This window comes from Enterobacter cloacae complex sp. P18RS (assembly GCF_014982105.1).
Taxonomy (GTDB): Bacteria; Pseudomonadota; Gammaproteobacteria; order Enterobacterales; family Enterobacteriaceae; genus Enterobacter; species Enterobacter hormaechei_C.
In genome coordinates this window covers 75,433-98,329 of record NZ_JADCKV010000019.1, presented here as the reverse complement: position 1 = coordinate 98,329, position 22,897 = coordinate 75,433, and the positions used below count along the sequence as shown (strand labels likewise).

General features: G+C 55.7%; 20 protein-coding genes and 1 pseudogene. 14 read left to right on the top strand and 7 right to left on the bottom strand.

Annotated elements, in window-relative coordinates; all coding sequences use genetic code 11:
* The first annotated feature begins 31 nt into the window (after positions 1 to 31).
* From INF61_RS16010 to rluF, 3 genes and pseudogenes are all read left to right on the top strand, one after another.
* Positions 32 to 326: pseudogene (locus INF61_RS16010) on the top strand (type II toxin-antitoxin system CcdA family antitoxin).
* Positions 326 to 643, top strand: coding sequence for a CcdB family protein (locus INF61_RS16005; protein WP_017382610.1), 318 nt, complete (start codon positions 326 to 328; stop codon positions 641 to 643). Before INF61_RS16010 ends, INF61_RS16005 begins: the two are co-directional and overlap by 1 nt.
* 54 nt (positions 644 to 697) lie before the next feature.
* A complete protein-coding gene (gene rluF, locus INF61_RS16000) occupies positions 698 to 1,570 on the top strand; it encodes a 23S rRNA pseudouridine(2604) synthase RluF (protein WP_003860347.1) in 873 nt (290 codons plus the stop codon).
* Here the strand turns inward: rluF and INF61_RS15995 are convergent, their stop codons facing one another.
* The 3 genes from INF61_RS15995 to lysC all read right to left on the bottom strand — a co-directional run bounded on the left by INF61_RS15995 (position 1,571) and on the right by lysC (position 4,281).
* Positions 1,571 to 1,843, bottom strand: coding sequence for a DUF3811 domain-containing protein (locus INF61_RS15995; RefSeq protein WP_017382612.1), 273 nt, complete (start codon positions 1,841 to 1,843; stop codon positions 1,571 to 1,573).
* A 50-nt stretch (positions 1,844 to 1,893) separates the two neighbouring features.
* Positions 1,894 to 2,838, bottom strand: a complete 945-nt coding sequence (panS, locus tag INF61_RS15990) for a ketopantoate/pantoate/pantothenate transporter PanS (RefSeq protein ID WP_015570166.1) — start codon at positions 2,836 to 2,838, stop codon at positions 1,894 to 1,896.
* A 93-nt stretch (positions 2,839 to 2,931) separates the two neighbouring features.
* Positions 2,932 to 4,281 (bottom strand): lysine-sensitive aspartokinase 3, encoded by a 1,350-nt coding sequence (gene lysC / locus INF61_RS15985; RefSeq protein WP_006810501.1) that lies wholly within the window; start codon positions 4,279 to 4,281, stop codon positions 2,932 to 2,934.
* A gap of 374 nt (positions 4,282 to 4,655) precedes the next feature.
* Between lysC and pgi the strand changes: the two genes are divergently transcribed.
* From pgi to psiE, 6 genes are all read left to right on the top strand, one after another.
* Positions 4,656 to 6,305 carry a glucose-6-phosphate isomerase gene (gene pgi, locus INF61_RS15980; protein ID WP_003860343.1) on the top strand — a complete coding sequence of 550 codons (1,650 nt, stop codon included), beginning with the start codon at positions 4,656 to 4,658 and terminating at the stop codon, positions 6,303 to 6,305.
* Between the two features lie 366 nt (positions 6,306 to 6,671).
* Entirely contained in the window at positions 6,672 to 6,914 is a 243-nt protein-coding gene (gene yjbE / locus INF61_RS15975; RefSeq protein WP_003860341.1) for an exopolysaccharide production protein YjbE, read from the top strand.
* Between the two features lie 63 nt (positions 6,915 to 6,977).
* Positions 6,978 to 7,616, top strand: a complete 639-nt coding sequence (locus tag INF61_RS15970) for a YjbF family lipoprotein (RefSeq protein ID WP_064489317.1) — start codon at positions 6,978 to 6,980, stop codon at positions 7,614 to 7,616.
* Positions 7,613 to 8,350, top strand: coding sequence for a capsule biosynthesis GfcC D2 domain-containing protein (locus INF61_RS15965; protein ID WP_015570167.1), 738 nt, complete (start codon positions 7,613 to 7,615; stop codon positions 8,348 to 8,350). Before INF61_RS15970 ends, INF61_RS15965 begins: the two co-directional genes overlap by 4 nt.
* The gene (locus INF61_RS15960) at positions 8,350 to 10,446 is read left to right on the top strand and encodes a YjbH domain-containing protein (protein ID WP_015570168.1); all 2,097 of its coding nucleotides are present in this window, start codon (positions 8,350 to 8,352) and stop codon (positions 10,444 to 10,446) included. The genes INF61_RS15965 and INF61_RS15960 overlap by 1 nt, the downstream gene beginning before the upstream one ends.
* 178 nt (positions 10,447 to 10,624) lie before the next feature.
* Positions 10,625 to 11,035 carry a phosphate-starvation-inducible protein PsiE gene (psiE, locus tag INF61_RS15955; RefSeq protein WP_000202963.1) on the top strand — a complete coding sequence of 137 codons (411 nt, stop codon included), beginning with the start codon at positions 10,625 to 10,627 and terminating at the stop codon, positions 11,033 to 11,035.
* A gap of 98 nt (positions 11,036 to 11,133) precedes the next feature.
* Here the strand turns inward: psiE and malG are convergent, their stop codons facing one another.
* From malG to malE, 3 genes are all read right to left on the bottom strand, one after another.
* The gene (gene malG, locus INF61_RS15950; protein WP_003860332.1) at positions 11,134 to 12,024 is read right to left on the bottom strand and encodes a maltose ABC transporter permease MalG; all 891 of its coding nucleotides are present in this window, start codon (positions 12,022 to 12,024) and stop codon (positions 11,134 to 11,136) included.
* 14 nt (positions 12,025 to 12,038) lie between these two features.
* Positions 12,039 to 13,583, bottom strand: coding sequence for a maltose ABC transporter permease MalF (gene malF, locus INF61_RS15945; RefSeq protein WP_015570169.1), 1,545 nt, complete (start codon positions 13,581 to 13,583; stop codon positions 12,039 to 12,041).
* Between the two features lie 121 nt (positions 13,584 to 13,704).
* Positions 13,705 to 14,895 (bottom strand): maltose/maltodextrin ABC transporter substrate-binding protein MalE, encoded by a 1,191-nt coding sequence (gene malE / locus INF61_RS15940; protein ID WP_017382618.1) that lies wholly within the window; start codon positions 14,893 to 14,895, stop codon positions 13,705 to 13,707.
* A 371-nt stretch (positions 14,896 to 15,266) separates the two neighbouring features.
* Between malE and malK the strand changes: the two genes are divergently transcribed.
* The 5 genes from malK to ubiA all read left to right on the top strand — a co-directional run bounded on the left by malK (position 15,267) and on the right by ubiA (position 20,328).
* On the top strand, positions 15,267 to 16,376 hold the full coding sequence (malK, locus tag INF61_RS15935; protein ID WP_003860329.1) for a maltose/maltodextrin ABC transporter ATP-binding protein MalK: 1,110 nt from the start codon (positions 15,267 to 15,269) through the stop codon (positions 16,374 to 16,376).
* A gap of 42 nt (positions 16,377 to 16,418) precedes the next feature.
* Positions 16,419 to 17,726, top strand: coding sequence for a maltoporin (locus tag INF61_RS15930; protein ID WP_026094413.1), 1,308 nt, complete (start codon positions 16,419 to 16,421; stop codon positions 17,724 to 17,726).
* Between the two features lie 114 nt (positions 17,727 to 17,840).
* Positions 17,841 to 18,779, top strand: a complete 939-nt coding sequence (malM, locus tag INF61_RS15925; RefSeq protein WP_015570172.1) for a maltose operon protein MalM — start codon at positions 17,841 to 17,843, stop codon at positions 18,777 to 18,779.
* Between the two features lie 172 nt (positions 18,780 to 18,951).
* Positions 18,952 to 19,449: a chorismate lyase gene (ubiC, locus tag INF61_RS15920; RefSeq protein ID WP_015570175.1), complete on the top strand. Its 498-nt coding sequence runs from the start codon at positions 18,952 to 18,954 to the stop codon at positions 19,447 to 19,449.
* Between the two features lie 12 nt (positions 19,450 to 19,461).
* On the top strand, positions 19,462 to 20,328 hold the full coding sequence (ubiA, locus tag INF61_RS15915; RefSeq protein WP_015570176.1) for a 4-hydroxybenzoate octaprenyltransferase: 867 nt from the start codon (positions 19,462 to 19,464) through the stop codon (positions 20,326 to 20,328).
* Between the two features lie 92 nt (positions 20,329 to 20,420).
* On the opposite strand, the gene plsB is transcribed toward ubiA, so the two are convergent.
* Positions 20,421 to 22,841, bottom strand: a complete 2,421-nt coding sequence (gene plsB / locus INF61_RS15910) for a glycerol-3-phosphate 1-O-acyltransferase PlsB (protein WP_003860322.1) — start codon at positions 22,839 to 22,841, stop codon at positions 20,421 to 20,423.
* Positions 22,842 to 22,897 lie beyond the last annotated feature (56 nt).

Sequence of the window (22,897 nt, the reverse complement as noted above, 5' to 3'; positions counted from 1 at the left end):
TTAAGGCCTTACATTTTTAAGGGAATAGAAAATGCTCGTTTATTACGCTACACTTCGCCAATTCATGCGCATTCCAATGGGGGGGTATCATGCGCACTACTAATGGCATTAAAAAATCAGTCAATGTTTCGTTAGCACCAGAAATTCTTGAAGAAGCGCGACGTCTTAAGCTCAATCTCTCTGCTGTACTCACGGCCGCTCTACAGGAGCAGTTTCGTGCGCATCAGCGCGCAGAGTGGTTAGCAGAAAATAAAGCGTCTATAGAGGCCATTAACCAGTGGGTTGATGAAAACGGCTCCTTTAGTGACTTTCAGAGGTCATTCTGATGGAGCAATATTTTGCTTATGCGAATGAAGGTAATGGGAAAAAAGCATATCCATGGCTTATTAATATGCAGCACCCTGTTGCTAATGTGATGAAACATGTACTGGTTGCTCCCGCCGTTGAATTAAGCCAGTTGGGCGGCATTCGTCCGCCTGCGAAAGTGTGCCCTGTCGTTGAAATCGCGGGTAAGTCCTGCGTTGTCATGATGCATATGCTGTCAGGCATCTCTTCAAAAGAGTTAGGTGAACGCGTTGCCGATCTTACTAACAGCAGTGCTTCATTGCGGGATGCACTCGATTTTCTGATCAGCGGTTACTAGGACTTTTTTGTCAGGCGCAAGGTAAGGTATATTTCGCCCTTCACAGGAGAAACTATGCTGCCAACTCAATCAACCCGATTAAACAAATACATTAGCGAGAGCGGGATCTGCTCACGTCGCGAGGCTGACCGTTACATTGAACAAGGTAACGTGTTTCTTAACGGCAAGCGCGCCACCATCGGTGACCAGGTGGTGCCTGGCGATGTGGTGAAAGTGAATGGTCAGGTCATCGAACCGCGTGATGCTGAAGACCTGGTGTTTATCGCGTTGAATAAACCGGTTGGGATTGTCAGCACCACGGAAGACGGTGAACGGGACAACATCGTTGATTTCGTGAACCACAGCAGCCGTATTTTCCCGATTGGTCGCCTGGATAAGGACTCTCAGGGGTTAATTTTCCTGACTAATCACGGCGATCTGGTGAACAAAATTCTGCGTGCCGGTAACGACCACGAGAAAGAGTACATTGTTACGGTGAACAAGCCGGTCACGGACGAGTTCATCCGGGGAATGGGCGCAGGCGTGCCGATTCTGGGCACCGTGACGAAGAAGTGTAAAGTCAGAAAAGAGGCGCCGTTTGCGTTTCGTATCACGCTGGTGCAGGGCCTGAACCGCCAGATCCGCCGCATGTGCGAGTACTTCGGTTATGAAGTGACGAAGCTGGAACGCACGCGCATCATGAACGTCAGCCTGTCCGGGATCCCGCTGGGCGAGTGGCGTGACTTAACGGATGACGAGCTGATCGAGCTGTTCAAACTTATCGAGAACTCCTCGTCCGAAGCGAAGCCGAAAGCTAAAGCCAAACCGAAAACGCAGGCGATTAAGCGTCCGGTGGTGAAGGCACCGCAGGCGGAAGAGAAAGGGCGGGGCAAGCCGGGCAACGGAAAACGCTTTACCCAGCCGGGGCGCAAAAAGAAAGGGCGCTGATTAGCGCCTTCCACGGGTTGATGTGCTGGCGGACCAGGAAAAAGTCGCCTCTGCATCGGGTTTATAAGCCTGCTCTTTTTTCAGCTTGCGGGCTTTTTTCGCCGCGGCATCACGTTGCGCCATCAGTTTATCGATGTACTCTTTTTTAACCTGATTGGTTTCGGCGTTCGTCAGCGTGCGGCCATGCGCGATACGGGCGCGGTCGAGTAGCGTTTTCAGTTCGCGCTGCTCGGCTTCGGTCATGTCTTTCTGGGTCAAACGTGGTGTAGCCATTGCTGAAGCCTCCTGATGGGGAGGCTTCAGTGTAAAGCAAGCCGGGTCAATTAACCCTGTTTCACCGCATCTTTTTTCGGTTGGTCATCAATCGGCTTACCGGACCAGTATCCAGCTAACAGCGAACCGGACAGGTTGTGCCAGACAGAGAACAGCGCCCCCGGTAGCGCTGCCAGCGGTGAGAAGTAAATTTTACCCAGCGCCGCTGCCAGGCCGGAGTTCTGCATCCCCACTTCGATCGCCAGCGTGCGGCAGGTGGATTCGTCAAAGCCAAACAGCTTTCCGCCCCAGTAACCGCCCAGCAGACCAATAGTGTTATGCAGCACAACCGCGACGATCACCACAAAGCCCACCGAAGCAATGTGCGATGCGGAACCGGCTACCACGGCGCTGATAATGGCCAGAATGCAGACCATCGAAAACGCGGGCAGATACGGCTCAACCGCTTTCACCACCCGCGGGAAGAGATGGTGGATCACCAGCCCCAGCGCAATCGGGATCACCACGATTTGCAGGATGCTGAGCAGCATGCCCATCACGTCCACCTGGATATGCGCGTCGACGTACAGGCGGGTTAACAGAGGCGTGGCAATCACGCCCACCAGCGTGGAAACGGACGAGATGGTGACGGAAAGCGCCACGTCGCCTTTCGCCAGATAGATCATGACGTTAGATGCCGTACCGCTGGCGACGCTCCCCACCAGCACCATCCCGGCGGAAAGGTCGGGCGGCATCTTAAAGGCCATCGCCAGCAGCCATGCCGCGAGCGGCATCACCAGGTAGTGCAGGAAAATCCCTGCGGCAACCGGCGCCGGGCGAGACAGCACGCGTTTGAAATCGTCAATTTTCAGATGCACGCCCATGCCGAACATAATCAGCATCAGCAGCGTGGTGACCCACGGACCAATGCCCGTGAACGTGGCAGGAGTGTAATACGCGAGTACAGAGAGCAGCAGCGCCCATAACGGGAACAGCCGGGTGATAGCGGAGAGCATAGTGAATTCCTTGCAGTATTGTCGTGTTGTTTTGTTATAAAAAAGCCGGGTCTGTGCCCGGCTTATTGATATTGTTTATCGTGCTAACGAATTTTATTCAAACAAATTCTGATGAAGTTTCTGCACGACCTGCTCGGCCTGATCGGCAGGGACCAGGAAGCAGAGGTTGTAGCTGGACGCGCCGTAGCAAATCATGCGGATATTGAACGGGTCGAGCACGCCGAACACCTCTTTGCCCACGCCACAGGCGCGCGACAGCTTATTACCGATGATGGCAACCAGCGCCAGATCTTCTTCCACCTCCACGCGGCACAACTCGGAAAGCTCAATCAGCAGCGACTGCGTCAGCAGGGTGTCGCCGGTAGAGGTGGAGCCGGTGGTGTCGAGCGTCAGCGCGATGCTGACTTCTGACGTGGTGATCAGGTCCACGGAGATATTGTGGCGCGCCAGGATGCCAAACACTTCCGCCAGAAATCCACGGGAGTGCAGCATATTATGGCTGTGCAGGGTAACCAGCGTCTGCTTACGACGCAGGGCCAGCGCGCGGAACAGCGGTGGGTTCTCGGTTTTCTTGCAGACCAGCGTCCCGCCCGCCTTTGGATCTTTACTGGAGCCAACGAAGACCGGAATGTCGCTGCGCACGGCGGGCAGCAGCGTGGCCGGGTGCAGCACTTTCGCGCCGAAAGTCGCCATTTCAGCCGCTTCTTCAAAGGCGATCACGTCAATACGTTTTGCCGCAGAGACCACGCGCGGGTCGGTGGTGTAGATACCCGGCACGTCCGTCCAGATATCCACGCGGGTGGCGTGCAGGGCTTCACCCAGCAGGGCGGCGGTGTAGTCGCTACCGCCACGGCCCAGCGTGGTTGTGCGCCCTTTGGCTTCGCTGCCGATAAAGCCCTGGGTGATCACTATGCCTTCATCCAGGCGCGGGGCAAGCTGCTGGTTAGTCAGCTCAGCCAGGGCTTCCACGTCCGGCTCGGCGCGGCCAAAGCGGTCGCTGGTGCGCATCACTTTACGCACGTCGAACCACTGCGCCTGAATATTGCGCTCGCGCATGATCTCAACGAACAGCAGGGTGGACATCAGTTCGCCGTGGCTGACCAGTTCATCGGTCAGTGCGCTGGAGGTGGCCAGCGACGCGGCTTCAGCCAGGGTGGTGATATTTTCCAGCAGGCGTTCCACTTCCTCACGAATGACGTTCGGGTTTTGCAGACGCTCGAGAATGTCGAACTGAATTTTGCGCAGTGCATCCAGCTTCACGAAACGCTCGGTCGCTTCCAGTCCTTCAGACAGGGAAACCAGCAGGTTCGTCACGCCGGCTGAGGCGGAAAGTACCACCAGGCGGGTATTCGGATCGGCCAGCACCACATCGGCGCTGCGGTTCATGGCATCGTAGTCTGCCACACTGGTGCCGCCAAACTTGGCGACCACAAAACTCGTCATAACAACCTCGTGTCAGGGAATGAATAGAGCGACCTTGGCACAAGAATGAAGCGAGAACAGGTGCAGGCGCAAAATACGGCCCTATAAATAAAATGCGGGGGAGGTCCTGTCAATGCTGGGATTATGCGGATTTTTCATGGGGGGGTACCCCTCAGAAACAGGACTTATAACAGGCCCATATTTTATGCTCCTTTTTCCCCCTTTTTGACCAACATTTCGCCACGCCGGAAGGGCGCGACAGCAGCTATACTTTTCGGGTCTTTTCACCTGCGTTTGATGCAGACCAGGGCAATGGCATAAAAACCATCACAATTTTTATTTGCAGGCGCTACAATCGACCGCAGTCACAATTCTCAAATCAGAAGAGTATTGCTATGAAAAACATCAACCCAACGCAGACCGCTGCATGGCAGGCACTACAGAAACATTTTGATGAAATGAAAGACGTCACTATCGCGGATCTGTTCGCGAAAGATGCCGATCGTTTCAGCAAGTTTTCCGCCACCTTCGATGACCTGATGCTGGTGGATTTCTCCAAGAACCGTATCACCGAAGAGACGCTGGCGAAGCTGCAAGATCTGGCGAAAGAGACTGAGCTGGCAGATGCCATCAAATCCATGTTCTCTGGTGAGAAAATCAACCGCACCGAAGACCGTGCCGTCCTGCACGTGGCCCTGCGTAACCGTAGCAATACGCCAATTATCGTTGACGGCAAAGATGTGATGCCGGAAGTGAACGCGGTGCTGGAAAAGATGAAAACCTTCTCTGAAGCGATCATCTCAGGTAGCTGGAAAGGCTACACCGGCAAAGCGATCACCGACGTCGTAAACATCGGTATCGGCGGCTCTGACCTCGGCCCGTTCATGGTGACCGAGGCGCTGCGCCCGTACAAAAACCACCTCAACATGCACTTCGTGTCCAACGTCGATGGGACTCACATCGCTGAAGTGCTGAAAAAGGTGAACCCGGAAACCACGCTGTTCCTGGTGGCGTCTAAAACCTTCACCACTCAGGAAACCATGACCAACGCCCACAGCGCGCGCGACTGGTTCCTGAAAACCGCGGGCGACGAAAAGCACGTGGCGAAACACTTTGCGGCGCTGTCCACCAACGGTAAAGCGGTGGGTGAGTTCGGTATTGATACCGCGAACATGTTTGAGTTCTGGGACTGGGTGGGCGGCCGCTACTCACTGTGGTCTGCGATCGGTCTGTCCATCATCCTGTCCGTGGGCTTTGACAACTTCGTTGAACTGCTCTCCGGCGCGCACGCGATGGACAAACACTTCTCCACCACCGCGCCTGAGAAAAACCTGCCGGTGCTGCTGGCGCTGATCGGGATCTGGTACAACAACTTCTTCGGCGCTGAAACCGAAGCGATTCTGCCGTACGACCAGTACATGCACCGCTTTGCGGCCTACTTCCAGCAGGGCAACATGGAATCCAACGGCAAGTACGTTGACCGTAACGGCAACGCGGTGGATTACCAGACTGGCCCAATCATCTGGGGCGAGCCGGGCACCAACGGTCAGCACGCGTTCTACCAGCTGATCCACCAGGGCACCAAAATGGTACCGTGCGATTTCATCGCCCCGGCGATCACGCACAACCCGCTGTCCGACCACCATCCGAAGCTGCTGTCTAACTTCTTCGCCCAGACCGAAGCGCTGGCGTTCGGTAAATCCCGCGAGGTGGTTGAGCAGGAATACCGTGACCAGGGTAAAGATCCGGCTACGCTGGAGCACGTTGTGCCGTTTAAAGTGTTCGAAGGCAACCGTCCAACTAACTCCATTCTGCTGCGCGAAATCACGCCGTTCAGCCTGGGTGCGCTGATTGCCCTCTACGAGCACAAAATCTTCACTCAGGGCGCTATTCTGAACATCTTCACCTTTGACCAGTGGGGCGTTGAGCTGGGCAAACAGCTGGCAAACCGCATTCTGCCAGAGCTGGGTGACGATAAAGCGATCGACAGCCACGACAGCTCCACCAATGGTCTGATTAACCGTTATAAAGCCTGGCGTGCGTAATAAATATGTCATGAACAATGCCGGCGATATGCCGGCATTTTTTTATCGGATAATTCCTGATGTCTGTTAGTTATCTCAAATTCTGAAGCTGAGTTTAATCCGAAAAAGACGGTAACCCCGTTAATTGCTGAGGTTTATTTTAAGAAAATACGGAGTGATATTTTAATGTTCTTATATTATAACTTGTTGATTTATAGTGATTATATATTTCCTTTATTCTTTTTTTCTTCCATTTTTAACCATTAGTCTGAAAACCTCATCCCTATTTACCCCCACGGTAAACCCACTGCTTTAGTTGTGTATACTCGAATCCGCCTGAATTTCTTTTCGGGCAAATCTCCATTCATTCATTGAAGGGAAATTGTTATGAAGAAAGTACTGTATGGCATTTTTGCCATATCTGCGCTTGCGGCGACGTCTGTCTATGCAGCTCCGGTCCAGGTCGGGGAAGCAGCAGGGTCGGCAGCGACGTCTGCGTCTGCGGGGAGTTCTACCGCAGCCAGCACCAGCGCCGTAAGTTCAGCCGTGGGTGTCGCGCTGGCGGCAACCGGTGGCGGTGATGGCTCCAATACCGGAACCACGACCACTACGACGACCAGCACCCAGTAATAACGGGTGTTTTAATCATAACCACACTTCGGTGTGGTTATTTCGCCCCTTCGGAGAAGAGTCGTGAAGCGACCTGCAATCATCCTGATTTGCCTGCTGTTGCAGGCGTGCTCAGCTACCACCAAAGGGCTGGGCCACTCACTGTGGGACAGCATGTTCGGCACGCCGGGCGTGCATCTGACCGATGACGAACTTCAGAACATGCCGTATGCCAGCCAGTACATGCAGCTAAACGATGGTCCGCAACTGTTTGTGGTGCTCGCTTTCGATGAAAACGGGCAGCAGAAATGGGTGACGCAGGATCAGGCCACCATCGTGACGCAGCATTCCCGCATCGTGAAAACGTTGCTCGGCGGCGACAACCTGCTTGAGGTGAACAACCTGGCTGAAGATCCGCTCATCAAGCCGAATCAGATCGTCGATGGCGCAAGCTGGACGCGCACGATGGGCTGGACCGAGCATAAACAGGTGCGCTACGCCACGGCCCGTTCCACCTTCCGCTGGGACGGTACGGACAGTATCAAAGTGGGCAGCGACGAAACGCAGGTGCGCGTGCTGGATGAAGAAGTGACAACCGATCAGGCCACCTGGCATAACCGCTTCTGGGTGGACGAAGAGGGGCAAATCCGCCAGTCCTTACAGTATCTCGGTGCCGGTTTCTTCCCGGTGAAGGCCACCCTGATCAAGGCGGCGAAATCATGAAAATGTTCATCCACATTGCGCTTCTCGCCAGCCTGACCTCGCCGCTGGCGTGGTCTGCGGGAACGGTACAGGTCTACACCCCGGACAGCGAAAAACCTAAAACCTTAACCAATGCCGGGCATCTGCTCGATCTGGTGGGGCAGCCGAGGCTGGCGAAAAGCTGGTGGACCGGGGCGGTGATCAGCGAGCGTCAGGCGACGATCGTAGCGGAACAAAAACATCAGGCGCTGCTCGCCCGACTGAGCGGGCTGGCACAACAGGAAGATACCGACGATGCCGCGGCCATTACTAGCCTGCGTCAACAGCTTCAGGCGGTTAAGGTGACGGGGCGCCAGAAGGTGAATCTGGATCCGGATGAGGTGCGCGTTGCGGAAAACGGCAATCCGTCGCTGGAAGGGGACTATACCCTGTGGCTTCCGGCTCAGCCTTCCACCGTCACCGTGATGGGGCTTCTCAGCAGCCCTGGCAAAAAGCCGTTTACGCCGGGCCGGGACGTGGCGAGCTATCTCGACGAGCAAAGTCTGCTCAGCGGAGCGGATAACAGCTATGCCTGGGTGGTCTATCCGGACGGGCATACGCAGAAAGCGCCGGTGGCTTACTGGAATAAACGCCATATCGAACCTATGCCAGGCAGCATCATTTTTGTCGGTTTTGCCGACCATTTCTGGACGAAAGCGTATGACGGGCTTAATGCCGATATCCTTCGCTCCCTGATACAGCGGATACCGGAATAATGAAAAAAACCTATCTCTACAGCATGCTTGCACTGTGCGTGAGTGCCGCCTGTCATGCAGAAACGTATCCGGCACCCATCGGCCCGTCGCAGTCCGATTTTGGCGGCGTGGGCTTACTGCAAACCCCAACCGCGCGTATGGCCCGCGAGGGGGAAATCAGCCTTAACTATCGTGATAACGATCAGTACCGTTACTACTCTGCGTCCGTGCAGCTGTTCCCCTGGCTGGAGACCACGCTGCGCTACACCGACGTGCGTACAAAACAGTACAGCAGCGTGGATGCCTTCTCCGGCGACCAGACTTATAAAGACAAAGCTTTCGACGTGAAGCTGCGCCTGTGGGAAGAGAGCTACTGGATGCCGCAGGTCTCCGTTGGTGCGAAGGATATCGGCGGGACCGGCCTGTTTGACGCGGAATACATCGTGGCCAGCAAAGCCTGGGGACCGTTTGATTTCTCACTCGGTCTGGGATGGGGCTATCTCGGCACCAGCGGCAACGTCAAAAATCCGTTCTGTACCTACAGCGATAAATACTGCTACCGCGATAACAGCTACCAGAAAGCGGGCTCCATCAACGGGGACCAGATGTTCCACGGCCCGGCCTCGCTGTTTGGCGGCGTGGAGTATCAAACACCGTGGCAGCCGTTACGTCTGAAGCTGGAGTACGAAGGAAACGACTACTCGCAGGACTTCGCCGGGAAAATTGAGCAAAAGAGCAAGTTTAACGTCGGCGCCATTTACCGCGTCACCGACTGGGCCGACGTTAACCTCAGCTATGAGCGCGGTAATACCCTAATGTTTGGCTTTACCCTGCGCACTAACTTTAACGACATGCGGCCGCACTACAATGACAACCCGCGGCCAAAATATCAGCCGGAGCCGCAGGATGCGATCATTCAGCACTCCGTGGTAGCGAATCAGCTGACGCTGCTGAAATATAACGCGGGCCTGGCGGATCCAAAGATCCAGACCAAAGGCGATACGCTGTACGTCACCGGCGAGCAGGTAAAATACCGCGACTCCCGCGAAGGGATCGAGCGCGCCAACCGGATCGTCATGAACGATCTGCCGGAGGGGATCCGCACGATCCGCGTGACGGAGAACCGCCTCAACCTGCCGCAGGTCACAACCGAAACCGATGTTGCCAGCCTTAAGCGTCATCTTGAAGGCGAACCGCTGGGACATGAAACCGAGCTGGTACAAAAACGCGTTGAGCCGGTGGTGCCAGAGAGCACCGAGCAGGGCTGGTATATCGATAAATCCCGCTTCGATTTCCATATCGATCCGGTGCTGAACCAGTCCGTGGGTGGGCCGGAAAACTTCTACATGTATCAGCTGGGGGCGATGGCGACGGCGGATCTGTGGGTGACCGACCACCTGTTGACCACCGGTAGTCTGTTCGGCAACATTGCTAACAACTACGACAAATTTAACTACACCAACCCGCCGAACGATTCAAAACTGCCGCGCGTGCGTACCCGCGTTCGCGAATATGTGCAGAACGATATCTACGTGAATAACCTCCAGGCCAACTACTTCCAGTACTTCGGCAACGGCTTCTACGGCCAGGTTTACGGTGGCTATCTGGAAACCATGTTCGGCGGCGCCGGGGCAGAAGTGCTTTATCGTCCTGTCGACAGCAACTGGGCGTTTGGGGTTGATGCCAACTACGTGAAACAGCGTGACTGGCGCAGCGCGCAGGACATGATGAAGTTCACCGACTACAGCGTCAAAACCGGCCACCTGACCGCCTACTGGACGCCGTCGTTCGCGCAGGACGTGCTGGTGAAAGCCAGCGTCGGCCAGTATCTGGCGGGTGATAAGGGCGGCACGCTGGATATCTCCAGACACTTCGACAGCGGCGTGGTGGTGGGCGGCTATGCCACCATCACCAACGTTTCGCCAGACGAGTACGGGGAAGGGGACTTCACCAAAGGGGTGTACGTGTCGATTCCGCTGGATCTGTTCTCATCAGGCCCAACCCGCAGCCGTGCGGCAGTGGGCTGGACGCCGCTGACGCGCGACGGCGGTCAGCAGCTTGGACGTAAATTCCAGCTGTATGATATGACCAGCGATAAGAACATTAACTTCCGCTGATGCTTATTTGCCCGGTGGCGCTGCGCTTACCGGGCCTACGAGAGTGTTTTTGTAGGCCGGGCAAATGCAGTGCCGCCCGGCAAGAATGTTCATCTGGACAAAACATAAACAAAAAATATAGATCCCCGTCACATTTTTGCGTTATACAGGAACCTCGCCCTGGAGAATGAGGTGCTGTATGACATCCCTGACTCGTCCGCGCGTTGAGTTTATCTCAACGATACTCCAGACCGTGCTGAACCTCGGTCTGCTGAGCCTTGGCCTGATCCTGGTCGTTTTTCTGGGTAAAGAGACGGTGCATCTGGCGGATGTGCTGTTCGCCCCTGAGCAAACCAGCAAATACGCGCTGGTGGAAGGCCTGGTGGTCTACTTTCTCTACTTTGAATTTATCGCCCTGATTGTGAAGTACTTTCAGTCCGGCTTTCACTTCCCGCTGCGCTATTTTGTCTACATTGGCATCACCGCCATTGTGCGGCTGATCATCGTCGATCATAAATCCCCGCTCGACGTGCTGATCTACTCGGCGGCGATCCTGCTGCTGGTGATCACCCTCTGGCTGTGCAACTCGAAGCGGCTGAAACGCGAATAAAAAAAAATGGCGGCCCGGAGGCCGCCGAATAACAGTCACAAGTTGGTTCAATACAATACGTCTAAAGTTGAGGGTTGCAGTGGCATAACAAATGAAACTTAACCTTTCACACCGCCCGCCGTCAGGCCGTTGACCAGCCAGCGCTGGGCCAGCAGGAACACCACGGTAATCGGGATGGCAGAGAGGACGGCCGCCGCGGCAAAGTCGCCCCACAGGTAGTTTTGCGGGTTGAGGTACTGCTGCATACCGACGGCAAGGGTGTAGCTGTTCACATCGCGCAGTAGCAGTGAGGCGACCGGGACTTCGGTGATGGCGGCGATAAACGACAGGATAAACACCACCGCCAGAATCGGCACCGACAGCGGCAGCAGCACCAGACGGAACGCCTGCCACGGTGTCGCCCCATCCAGCGCCGCCGCTTCTTCCAGCGAACCGTCGATGGTTTCGAAATAGCCTTTGATGGTCCACACGTGCAGGGCGATGCCGCCAAGATAGGCGAAGATCACGCCGCCGTGAGTGTTCAGGCCGATGAACGGCACGTACTGGCCCAGGCGGTCAAACAGGGCATACAACGCCACCAGCGACAGTACGGCCGGGAACATCTGGAAAATCAGCATCCCTTTCAGCAGCGTCGCTTTGCCCGGGAAGCGCATGCGGGCGAATGCGTAAGCGCAGGTGGTGGAGAGCGTCACGATGCCGATCGCAGTGATGGTCGCCACCTTCACCGAGTTCCACAGCCAGAGCAGCACCGGGAACGGCGGCGGCGTGACGCGGCCATCCGCATGTTCCACGCTGAAGCCCAGCGCGAGCTTCCAGTGCTCCCAGGAGATTTCGTCCGGGATCAGGCTCCCGGTGGCGAAGTTCCCCGAACGCAGGGAGATGGCGATAACCATCAGCAGCGGGAACATGATCGCCGCGATGAAAATCAGCAGGCCTAAGTGCGTCGCGAGGAGGCGCAGTTTCTGAGATTTGGGTTGTACCATTGCCATGTTCAGTGCCCTCCTTAGTCAAATTTCATACGTGTGGCTTTCAGGTTCACAATCGCCAGGGCGCCCACCAGCAGGAAGATCAGGGTGGCAATCGCCGCCGCCAGGCCGAAGTCCTGACCGCCGCCGCCCTCGAAGGCGATGCGGTAGGTGTAGCTCACGAGCAGGTCGGTATAGCCTGCCGGCGTGGTGGTGCCGAGACGGTCCGGGCCACCGTTGGTCAACAGCTGAATCAGCACAAAGTTGTTAAAGTTAAAGGCGAAGCTGGCGATCATCAGCGGCGTCAGCGGCTTAATGAGCAGCGGCAGGGTAATTTTGAAGAAGTTCTGGAACGGACCCGCGCCGTCCATCGCCGAGGCTTCGTACAGATCGTCCGGGATAGCCTTCAGCAGCCCCATGCACAGGATCATCATGTACGGATAACCGAGCCAGGTGTTCACGATGATAATCATCGAGCGAGCGGTGGTTGGGTCGCTGAACCAGGCCGGTTTGATACCGAACAGCGCGCTCAGCATCATGTTGATTTCACCGAAGCTCTGGTTAAATAGCCCTTTGAAAATCAGAATCGAGATAAACGACGGCACGGCGTAGGGCAGAATCAGCAGCACGCGGTAAATCGCTTTGCCTTTCAGGGACTCCCACTGCACGAGGCAGGCCAGCACCATGCCCACGGCCACGGTCAGGATCACGGTTAGCACCGAGAAGACCACCGTCCAGACGAAGATGGCGAAGAACGGTTTCTGGATGCCTTCGTCGGTAAATACGCGGGTGAAGTTGTCCCAGCCGATGGTGACGGTATAGCCCGGGCTGAGTTTGTCGTCGCCCCAGCTGCCGTCGGCATTCACCGACTGATAGAAACCGATATCGTTGTTCGGACGGTACTTCACGCCGCTCTGGTTGTTGGTCAGCGTGCCGTCATCCGCCAGAGTATAAAGCGGCTGCGTGCCGGAGAACTGGCGCAGCGAGCTCATGGTTACTTTGCTGTCATCGGGCAGCACGGCGGTGAGCTGGGTCAGCGCCTGACGATTCTGGGTAATGATACGCAGGTTCGCACGTTCACCTTCCGGCAGGGCCGCAGCCTCTTTTAAGGCCAGCTTCTGCTCGCCGCCAAATTTGAACGCGTCGGAAAGATAGGTTTTGCCGCTCTCACCGTCAGTGAGCGCTAACTTCCACTCGTCACCCGTGGGATACAGGCCGAAGTTAAAGGTTTTACCCGCCTGGTAAGAACGATCCAGAAGCACCTGGGTGGCACGCTCCTGCGCGAGCTGGTTGGTGCTGCTGTAGTTGGTAAAGGCAATCGCGATGGTGCAGATCAGCGGAAAGAGGACAAACAGCCCCATCCCGGCAACGCCCGGGTAGACATAGCGCCAGGCGTACGCTTTACGGTTGGCGAAAATATACAGGCCAACCGAGCTTAAAATCAGCGTCATGATGGCAAACAGGTATTCCCCTTGCACGTACATTAAAACAACAAGGTAACCCACCAGCAGACACAGCAGACCTATCACTGACCACTTCAGTGCGTCGCTTTGCCACCAGTGTTTCTTTTTAATGACATCCATGGGGTTCTTCCTCTACAACGGTGGAAACTTATCGTCAGGTGGCGCTGCGCTTACCTGACCTACGGATCGTGCCGTAGTCGTAGGGCGGGTAAGCGCACGCGCCACCCGCCGTTTTTCAGACTTACTTAGTAATACGACCCTGAGCATCTTTCAGTGCGGCATCGACAGTCTGGCGACCGCTTGCAGCGTTGATGACCGCGGTACGGGTGGCGTACCAGAACGCAGCCATCTGTGGGATGTTCGGCATGATTTCGCCTTTCTGGGCGTTATCCATGGTGGCCGCAATACGCGGATCTTTCGCCAGCTGATCCTGGAAGGATTTCAGCGCAACGGCGCCCAGCGGCTTGTCCTTGTTCACTTCATCCAGACCCTGATCGGTCAGCAGGTAGTTTTCGAGGAACTCTTTCGCCAGCTCTTTGTTCGGGCTGGCGGCGTTGATGCCTGCGCTCAGCACGCCCACGAACGGTTTAGACGGTTTGCCGTTGAAGGTTGGTAGCAGGGTCACGCCGTAGTTGATTTTGCTCTTGTCGATGTTGGTCCAGGCCCACGGACCGTTGATAGTCATCGCGGTTTCGCCTTTGTTGAACGCCGCTTCCGCGATGGAGTAGTCAGTATCCGCGTTCATGTGTTTGTTCTTGATGAGGTCAACCAGGAAGGTCAGACCCGCTTTCGCACCTGCGTTGTCCACGCCCACGTCTTTCACGTCATATTTGCCGTTTTCAAACTTGAACGCGTAACCGCCGTCGGCAGCAATCAGCGGCCAGGTGAAGTACGGCTCTTGCAGGTTGAACATCAGAGCGGATTTACCTTTCGCCTTCAGCTCTTTATCCAGAGCAGGGATCTCTTCCCAGGTCTTCGGCGGGTTTGGCACCAGGTCTTTGTTGTAAATCAGTGACAGCGCTTCAACCGCGATTGGGTAAGCGATCAGCTTGCCGTTATAGCGAACGGCGTCCCAGGTGAACGGGAACAGTTTGTCCTGGAAGGCTTTGTCTGGCGTAACTTCTGCCAGCAGGCCAGACTGCGCGTAGCCCCCGAAACGGTCATGCGCCCAGAAGATAATGTCCGGACCATCGCCAGTTGCCGCAACCTGCGGGAACTTCTCTTCCAGTTTGTCCGGGTGTTCTACGGTGACTTTGATACCGGTGTCTTTCTCGAATTTTTTGCCCACTTCGGCCAGACCGTTATAGCCCTTGTCGCCGTTAATCCAGATAACCAGCTTACCTTCTTCAATTTTGGCGAGAGCCGGTGCGGAAATCATCATTGCTGCGAGGGCGGACAATGCGAAAACGCGTGCGCCAGTCTTGATCTTCATATCTGCCATCCTTTATTGGTGATGTGCTCGTGGATACATAAGGTGGTTCAACGTGACTCAGTCTCCTTATTTGACATCCTCTTTCCATCCTCCCAGTCCCTACGCCCCACCCCCTGTTTGTGTGATCCCTGTAACATAAATTTAAGTTATGAGTGCTGGCGCACATAAAAACCCACTGAATTTTGCAGGCCGCTTCACGATTTTCGCCTCAGCCCCTCCGCTGCGGTCGCAGAGCCTGCTCTCTCATCCTCCCGCCTCCTCCCCCATAAAAAAGCCGGGGGGTGGAGGATTCACGAAAGTAATGGAACACGCATAGTGAACTTATCTTGAATGTTTCTGTCGGTGACAGGTTGTAACGAAGGGAGAAGGGCATGGCGAGCGTACAGCTGCGTAATGTAACGAAAGCCTGGGGCGACGTAGTGGTGTCAAAAGACATCAATCTGGACATCCACGAAGGTGAGTTTGTGGTGTTCGTGGGTCCATCAGGCTGTGGTAAATCGACTCTGCTGCGTATGATTGCCGGTCTTGAAACCATCACCAGTGGCGATTTATTTATTGGTGATACCCGAATGAACGACATCCCGCCAGCCGAACGCGGCGTGGGCATGGTGTTCCAGTCTTATGCCCTTTATCCGCATCTTTCCGTTGCCGAGAACATGTCCTTTGGCCTGAAGCTGGCCGGCGCGAAAAAAGAGACCATTAACCAGCGCGTCACCCAGGTGGCGGAAGTGCTCCAGCTGGCACATCTGCTGGAGCGTAAACCGAAGGCGCTCTCCGGTGGTCAGCGTCAGCGTGTGGCGATCGGCCGTACGCTGGTGGCCGAGCCGCGCGTGTTCCTGCTCGATGAACCGCTTTCTAACCTGGATGCCGCCCTGCGCGTCCAGATGCGTATCGAAATCTCCCGTCTGCACAAACGCCTTGGACGCACGATGATTTACGTCACCCACGATCAGGTCGAAGCGATGACGCTGGCCGACAAAATCGTGGTGCTGGACGCCGGTCGCGTGGCGCAGGTGGGCAAACCGCTGGAGCTGTATCACTACCCGGCAGACCGCTTTGTTGCGGGCTTCATTGGCTCGCCAAAGATGAACTTCCTGCCCGTAAAAGTGACCGCGACGGCAATCGAACAGGTACAGGTGGAGCTGCCAAACCGTCAGCAAGTCTGGCTGCCGGTCGACAGCGCCAACGTACAGGTGGGGGCCAATATGTCCCTCGGTATCCGCCCTGAGCATTTACTGCCGAGCCACATCGCTGATGTGACGCTGGAAGGTGAAGTTCAGGTCGTCGAACAGCTTGGTCACGAAACACAGATTCATATCCAGATCCCCGCCATCCGTCAGAACCTGGTCTACCGCCAGAATGACGTGGTGTTGGTAGAAGAGGGTGCCACATTCGCTATCGGTTTGCCGCCAGAGCGTTGCCATCTGTTCCGTGAGGATGGCACTGCATGTCGTCGGTTGCACAAAGAGCCAGGCGTTTAAGCATTCCAATTACAAAGAAAAGCAATGATCTCAGGAGATAGAATAATGATTACTCTGCGCAAAGTCCCTCTGGCTGTCGCCATTGCGGCAGGCATCCTGTCTGCCCAGGCGGGCGCCGTAGACTTTAAAGGTTATGCTCGTTCCGGCATTGGCTGGACCGGAAGTGGCGGTGAACAACAATGTTTCCAGGCAACAGGCGCACAAAGTAAATACCGTCTCGGTAACGAATGTGAAACCTACGCCGAACTGAAACTGGGCCAGGAAGTGTGGAAAGAAGGCGACAAGAGCTTCTATTTCGACACCAACGTAGCGTACTCCGTTTCTCAACAGAATGACTGGGAATCCACCAGCCCGGCCTTCCGTGAAGCTAACGTGCAGGGTAAAAACCTGATTGAATGGCTGCCAGGCTCTACCATCTGGGCCGGTAAGCGCTTCTATCAGCGTCATGACGTACACATGATCGACTTCTACTACTGGGATATCTCTGGTCCTGGTGCCGGTATTGAAAACATCGATCTGGGCTTTGGTAAACTCTCTCTGGCAGCGACCCGTTCTTCTGAGTCCGGCGGTTCTGCAACCTTCGCCGATCGTGATGCGAACGGCGACCGTATTTATGACAACGTGGTACCAAACGATGTCTTCGACGTCCGTTTAGCCGGTCTGGAAACCAACCCGGGCGGTACGCTGGAGCTGGGCGTTGACTACGGTCATACCAACATTCCTGACGACTACTACCTGCAACCTGGCGCCTCTAAAGATGGCTGGCTGTTCACCGCTGAACACACCCAGAGCATGATGAAAGGCTTCAACAAGTTCGTACTGCAATACGGTACGGATTCCATGACCTCTAACGGTAAAGGTATTCCACAGGGCGGCAGCATCGATAACGACGGCTCTATGTGGCGCGTGCTGGATCACGGTGCAATCACCCTGGCAGACCGTTGGGACCTGATGTACGTCGGTATGTACCAGAACATCGATCGTGACAACAACAACGGTACCGAGTGGTGGACCGTGGGTGTTCGTCCAATGTTCAAATGGACGCCGATCATGAGCACCTTGCTGGAAGTGGGCTACGACAACGTCAAATCTCAGAAAACTGACGACAAAAACAGCCAGTACAAAATCACTCTGGCACAGCAATGGCAGGCAGGCGACAGCATCTGGTCCCGTCCGGCTATCCGCGTCTTCGCAACCTACGCGAAGTGGGATGAGAAATGGGGCTACGCGAACAACGGCGATACGGGCTACACCTCTGGCGTAGCGTATAGCGACACCTCCGCGAAAACCTTCAGCCGTGGCGACAACGATGAGTGGACCTTCGGCGCCCAGATGGAAATCTGGTGGTAATTCGTCAAGCCTGACGTAATGACCTGAAAAGAGGGGCGCAAGCCCCTCTCTCCTTAGGGTGCTGCGCGCTATTGCCTGGCCACCGCAGTGCTCACGCTATCAGAGGTAATAACAATGAAAATGAAGAAAAGTCTCGTCGCGCTGTGCCTCTCTGCGGGGCTGTTGGCCTGTGCGCCTGCGGTCACCTTTGCAGATGTGAATTTTGTTCCTCAAAATACCAGCGCTGCGCCAGCTATTCCGGCTGCGGCACTACAGCAACTGGTGTGGACGCCAGTTGATCAATCGAAAACACAAACTACCCAGCTTTCAGCGGGGGGCCAGTCACTGAACGTGCCGGGTATCAGCGGTCCGGTCGCGGCTTTCAGCGTGCCGGCGAATATCGGCGAGCTGACCCTGACGTTGACCAGTGAAGTCAATAAACAGACCAGCGTCTTCGCGCCTAACGTGCTGATCCTCGATCAGAACATGACGCCATCCGCGTTCTTCCCAAGTGACTATTTCAGCTATCAGGAGCCTGGCGTCATGAGTGCCGATCGGCTGGAAGGCGTTATGCGCCTGACGCCAGCCCTGGGTCAGCAGAAGATTTATGTCCTGGTGTTCACGACTGAAAAAGATCTGCAACAGACAACGAAGCTTGTTGACCCGGCAAAAGCCTATGCGAAAGGCACGGGGAACTCTGTCCCGGATATTCCGGACCCGCTTGCCCGTCATACCACCGATGGTCTGATCAAGCTGAAAGTCTCCACCAACAGTGCCTCCAGCGTACTCGTAGGCCCGCTGTTTGGCTCATCTGGCCCGGGTCCGGTAACGGTGGGTAATACTGCCGCGCCTGTATATGCCGCGCCTGCCGCAGCACCAGCCGCAGCCCCGGCCCCGGCGAAAAAAGCCGAGCCGGTGCTTAACGATACTGAAACTTACTTTAACAACGCCATCAAGCAGGCGGTTAAAAACGGCGATGTCGATAAAGCGCTGAAACTGCTTGATGAAGCCGAGCGTTTAGGTTCCACCACTGCCCGTTCCACCTTTATCAGCAGTGTAAAAGGCAAGGGGTAACCGTCTCCCCACAGTGCTGATTTTGTTAGTCGTTTAGTGCGCCTTCACGGGCGCACTTTTTTTGGCTAAGTTGCACCATTGTTGCGATAGTGATCGCTAAATTTGGTTTGTCCGTCCTCATTTTGCCAATCTGCGATACAATGCCTTTACGTTATGTATCGGAGAGTCTGGCATGTCACACCCCGCGCTCACGCAGCTGCGTGCGCTACGCTATTTCGACCAAATACCCGCGCTTGACCCGGAGCAACTGGACTGGCTGCTGCTGGAAGATTCCATGACAAAACGTTTTGAGCAACAGGGTAAAACGGTCACGGTGACGATGATTCAGGAAGGGTTTGTCTCGCCTGCGGAGATTGCCAGCGAGCTGCCGCTGCTGCCGCAGGAAGAACGCTACTGGCTGCGTGAAATTTTACTGTGTGCCGATGGCGAGCCGTGGCTTGCCGGGCGGACGGTGGTTCCTGAGTCTACACTTTCCGGGCCGGAGCTGGCATTGCAACGCCTCGGCAAAACGCCCCTGGGGCGCTATCTGTTCACCTCGTCTGAACTGACCCGTGATTTTATTGAAATTGGTTGCGATGCCGATTTGTGGGGGCGCCGTTCCCGCCTTCGTTTGAGTGGCAAGCCGTTAATACTGACGGAACTCTTTTTGCCTGCATCGCCGTTGTACTAAGAGGGAGAAAAAATGGAGTGGAGTCTGACGCAGAATAAGCTGCTGGCCTATCACCGCCTGATGCGTACTGATAAACCCATTGGCGCGCTGCTGCTGCTGTGGCCGACCTTATGGGCGCTGTGGGTTGCCACGCCGGGCGTGCCGCCGCTGTGGATCCTGGCGGTGTTTGTGGCGGGCGTCTGGCTGATGCGCGCTGCGGGCTGTGTGGTTAACGACTATGCTGACCGGAAATTTGATGGACATGTTAAGCGCACCGCGAATCGTCCTCTGCCGAGCGGTCAGGTGACCGGGAAAGAGGCGCGCATTCTGTTTGTGGTGCTGGTGCTTCTCTCTTTTATGCTGGTGTTAACCCTTAACACCATGACCATTCTGCTGTCCGTTGCTGCTCTGGCGCTGGCCTGGGTTTACCCGTTCATGAAGCGATACACCCATCTGCCGCAGGTGGTATTGGGTGCGGCATTTGGCTGGTCGATTCCCATGGCGTTTGCCGCGGTCAGCGAGTCCGTTCCGCTCAGCTGCTGGCTGATGTTCCTGGCGAATATTCTCTGGGCCGTTGCGTACGATACCCAATACGCGATGGTCGATCGCGATGACGATCTCAAGATTGGCATCAAATCGACGGCGATCCTGTTTGGTCGTCACGACAAACTTATCATCGGCATATTGCAGGTGGCGGTGCTGGCGCTGATGGTGGCGATTGGTCGCCTGAACGGGCTGAACTGGGAGTTTTACTGGTCCGTACTGGTGGCGGGGCTGCTGTTTGCGTATCAGCAGAAGCTGATCGCGAAGCGCGAGCGTGAAGCCTGCTTTAAAGCGTTTCTGAATAATAACTACGTCGGGCTGGTGCTGTTTCTGGGCCTGGCGATGAGTTACTGGTGATAAAAAAGCCGGGTGGCGGCTTCGCCTTACCCGGCCTACGATTTAGCGGAACATATAGGCCGGGTAAGCGTTAGCGCCACCCGGCTTTAGCATCATTCGCCCTGCGTCGAACTCTCAATCGTCAAACGCACATCCGCGGTAATCAGCTCTGCCAGCATCTGGTAAACCTTCATCGTCTCTTCCGGCTCGGCATCGCCCGTATCGCTAATGTACCCTTCGTCGCGCAGCGTCAGCACCAGGGAGCTGAATACCGCTTTGTCGAAGAATTCCGGGGCGTTAATGCCATGCAGAACGGAAAGGCGCTGGGCCAGCGTCCGGCTCTCTTTTTCCAGCGTACCGCGGTTGATGGACGGATTTGCACTCAGCAACCAGAAGGTAATGGCGTAGCGCTGCAACGTCTCACGCGCACCGGAAGCCAGAAGCTGCAAGGTACGGGAACGTGACGGATTGATATGCAGTTCATCATCACTGATGGTAATCAGCCCCTGACGATGCATCTCTGCCGTCATTTTATCGAGCTCTGCCGCCAGTTCATCCTTACTCCAGCGCAGGAACAGCTCCGCTTTCAGCATTGGGTAGATGGCCTGAATATGGCGCAGCAGCTCCTGACGCGAAATACGGCGGTGCTGGGTAATAATGGCCGCCATCAGCGACGGCAGCATCAGCATGTGCGTGATGTTATTGCGGTAGTAGGTCATCAGCACGGCCTGCTCGCGCGGCAGAATGATGATGTCACCAATCGTATCTTTCTCGACTTCGAACTTGTTCATCTGCAACGCGTGATCGATCAGCTCGCTGGCGGTGGCAGACGGCACGGTCGAATCAACGGAATACGGCACGTTGCGCATGATATCCAGGTAGCAGTCAATCTGCTCGGTCAGCTGTTCGCGGGTCAGTGAACGCTGGCGGGAGGCCAGAAGCGCAGTACAACACAGGTTCATGGCGTTTGCCGCACCAGCATTGTTGATGCGTACCATCAGCTCGGATGCAATGCCGTTGACCGTTGGCGTCAGCCAGGCCGGACGTACCGCTTCGATAGGATCGATAGACTCGCGCCACTCCGGAACATGATGGTTCAGATATGTCATCAGCGGCAGGGGCTCACCAAAGTTCACGTAGCCCTGGCCGAGGTTGCGCAGTTTACTCAGCCCACGCAGCATCTGCGGCAGACTCTCTTTCTCTTTGGTCGCACCGCGCAGCTCTTTCGCGTAGGTGCCCACTTCCATCACGTGTTCATAACCGATGTAAATAGGCACCAGCGTGATAGGACGCGTACCGCCACGCAGCATGGCCTGAATGGTCATCGACAGCGTGCCGGTCTTCGGATCGAGCAGACGACCGGTACGCGAGCGACCGCCTTCAACAAAGTACTCCACGGAATAACCGCGGCTGAACAGCTCGCCCAGATACTCCCTGAAGACGGTGGAGTAAAGCTTGTTACCCTTGAAGGTACGACGAATAAAGAACGCACCCAGACGGCGGAAAATCGGGCCTGCTGGCCAGAAGTTCAGGTTGATACCGGCAGCAATATGCGGCGGCACCAGACCCTGGTGATAGAGCACGTAAGAGAGCAACAGATAGTCCATGTGGCTGCGGTGGCAGGGCACATAGACAATCTCGTGGCCGTCGTGCGCTAACTGACGTACGCGCTCGGCGTTGTGGACGTTAATCCCCTGATAGAGGCGGTTCCACGTGAAGCCAAGGATACGGTCAGAGAGGCGAATCATCTCGTAGGAGAAATTCGCGGCGATCTCTTCCATCAGCGCTATCGCGTTCTGCTGCGCTTTCTCGTGCGAAATTTTCTTGCTGCGCGCTTCGTCTTCTACGGCACGGGCAATCGCTTTGGAAGCCAGCAGCTTGTTGAACAGATCCTGACGTGCCGGGAGACGTGGTCCAACGGCCGCCAGACGCTGACGTGCAAAGTGCATACGCGCAACGCGCGCCAGCTTTTGCGCAATGATTTTGTCAGTGCCGTGTTCATCCGCCATGCGGCGCAGTGAAACGGAAGGTGAGAAGCGGACAAAGCTGTCGCGTCCCAGCCAGGAGACGGCGAAGAACTTCTGAATGCCGTTGAGCATACGCAGCGGCGGGTTCTCTTCCCCTTTTTCGCGCCCCGGACGACGGCCAAACATCACCGACACCGGCACCATCTGCACGTCCAGATCGGGGTTGCTGCGGTGCAGATCGAGGTAATCATGGAACAGCTTAATGGACTCTTCTTTCGGCGTGTAATAGGTGAACACGCGCGGCCCGCCATGGATGAACACGTAGCGCGGCAGCAGCGTACCGTCGACTTCCAGCGGTTCAAGCGGGTCAGGTAAATCGTGCGCCAGACATTGAGCGCGAAGCGTCAGCAGGTCTGCCTTCGAGTTATAAGGCAAAACGTACATAATAGGGCGCGACGTATCGAGCCCTAATTCCAGCGCAGGTTCTGCTGGGATAGACTTACTTTTTACCAGTACGCTTAATGGTAAATTAAGTAATTTGTAGTAAATTCGTGGCCAGCCGGACATAAACGATGTAAAGCCTCTGGTTAATAATGCAATTGCGGCGCAAGGATAACAGAAAG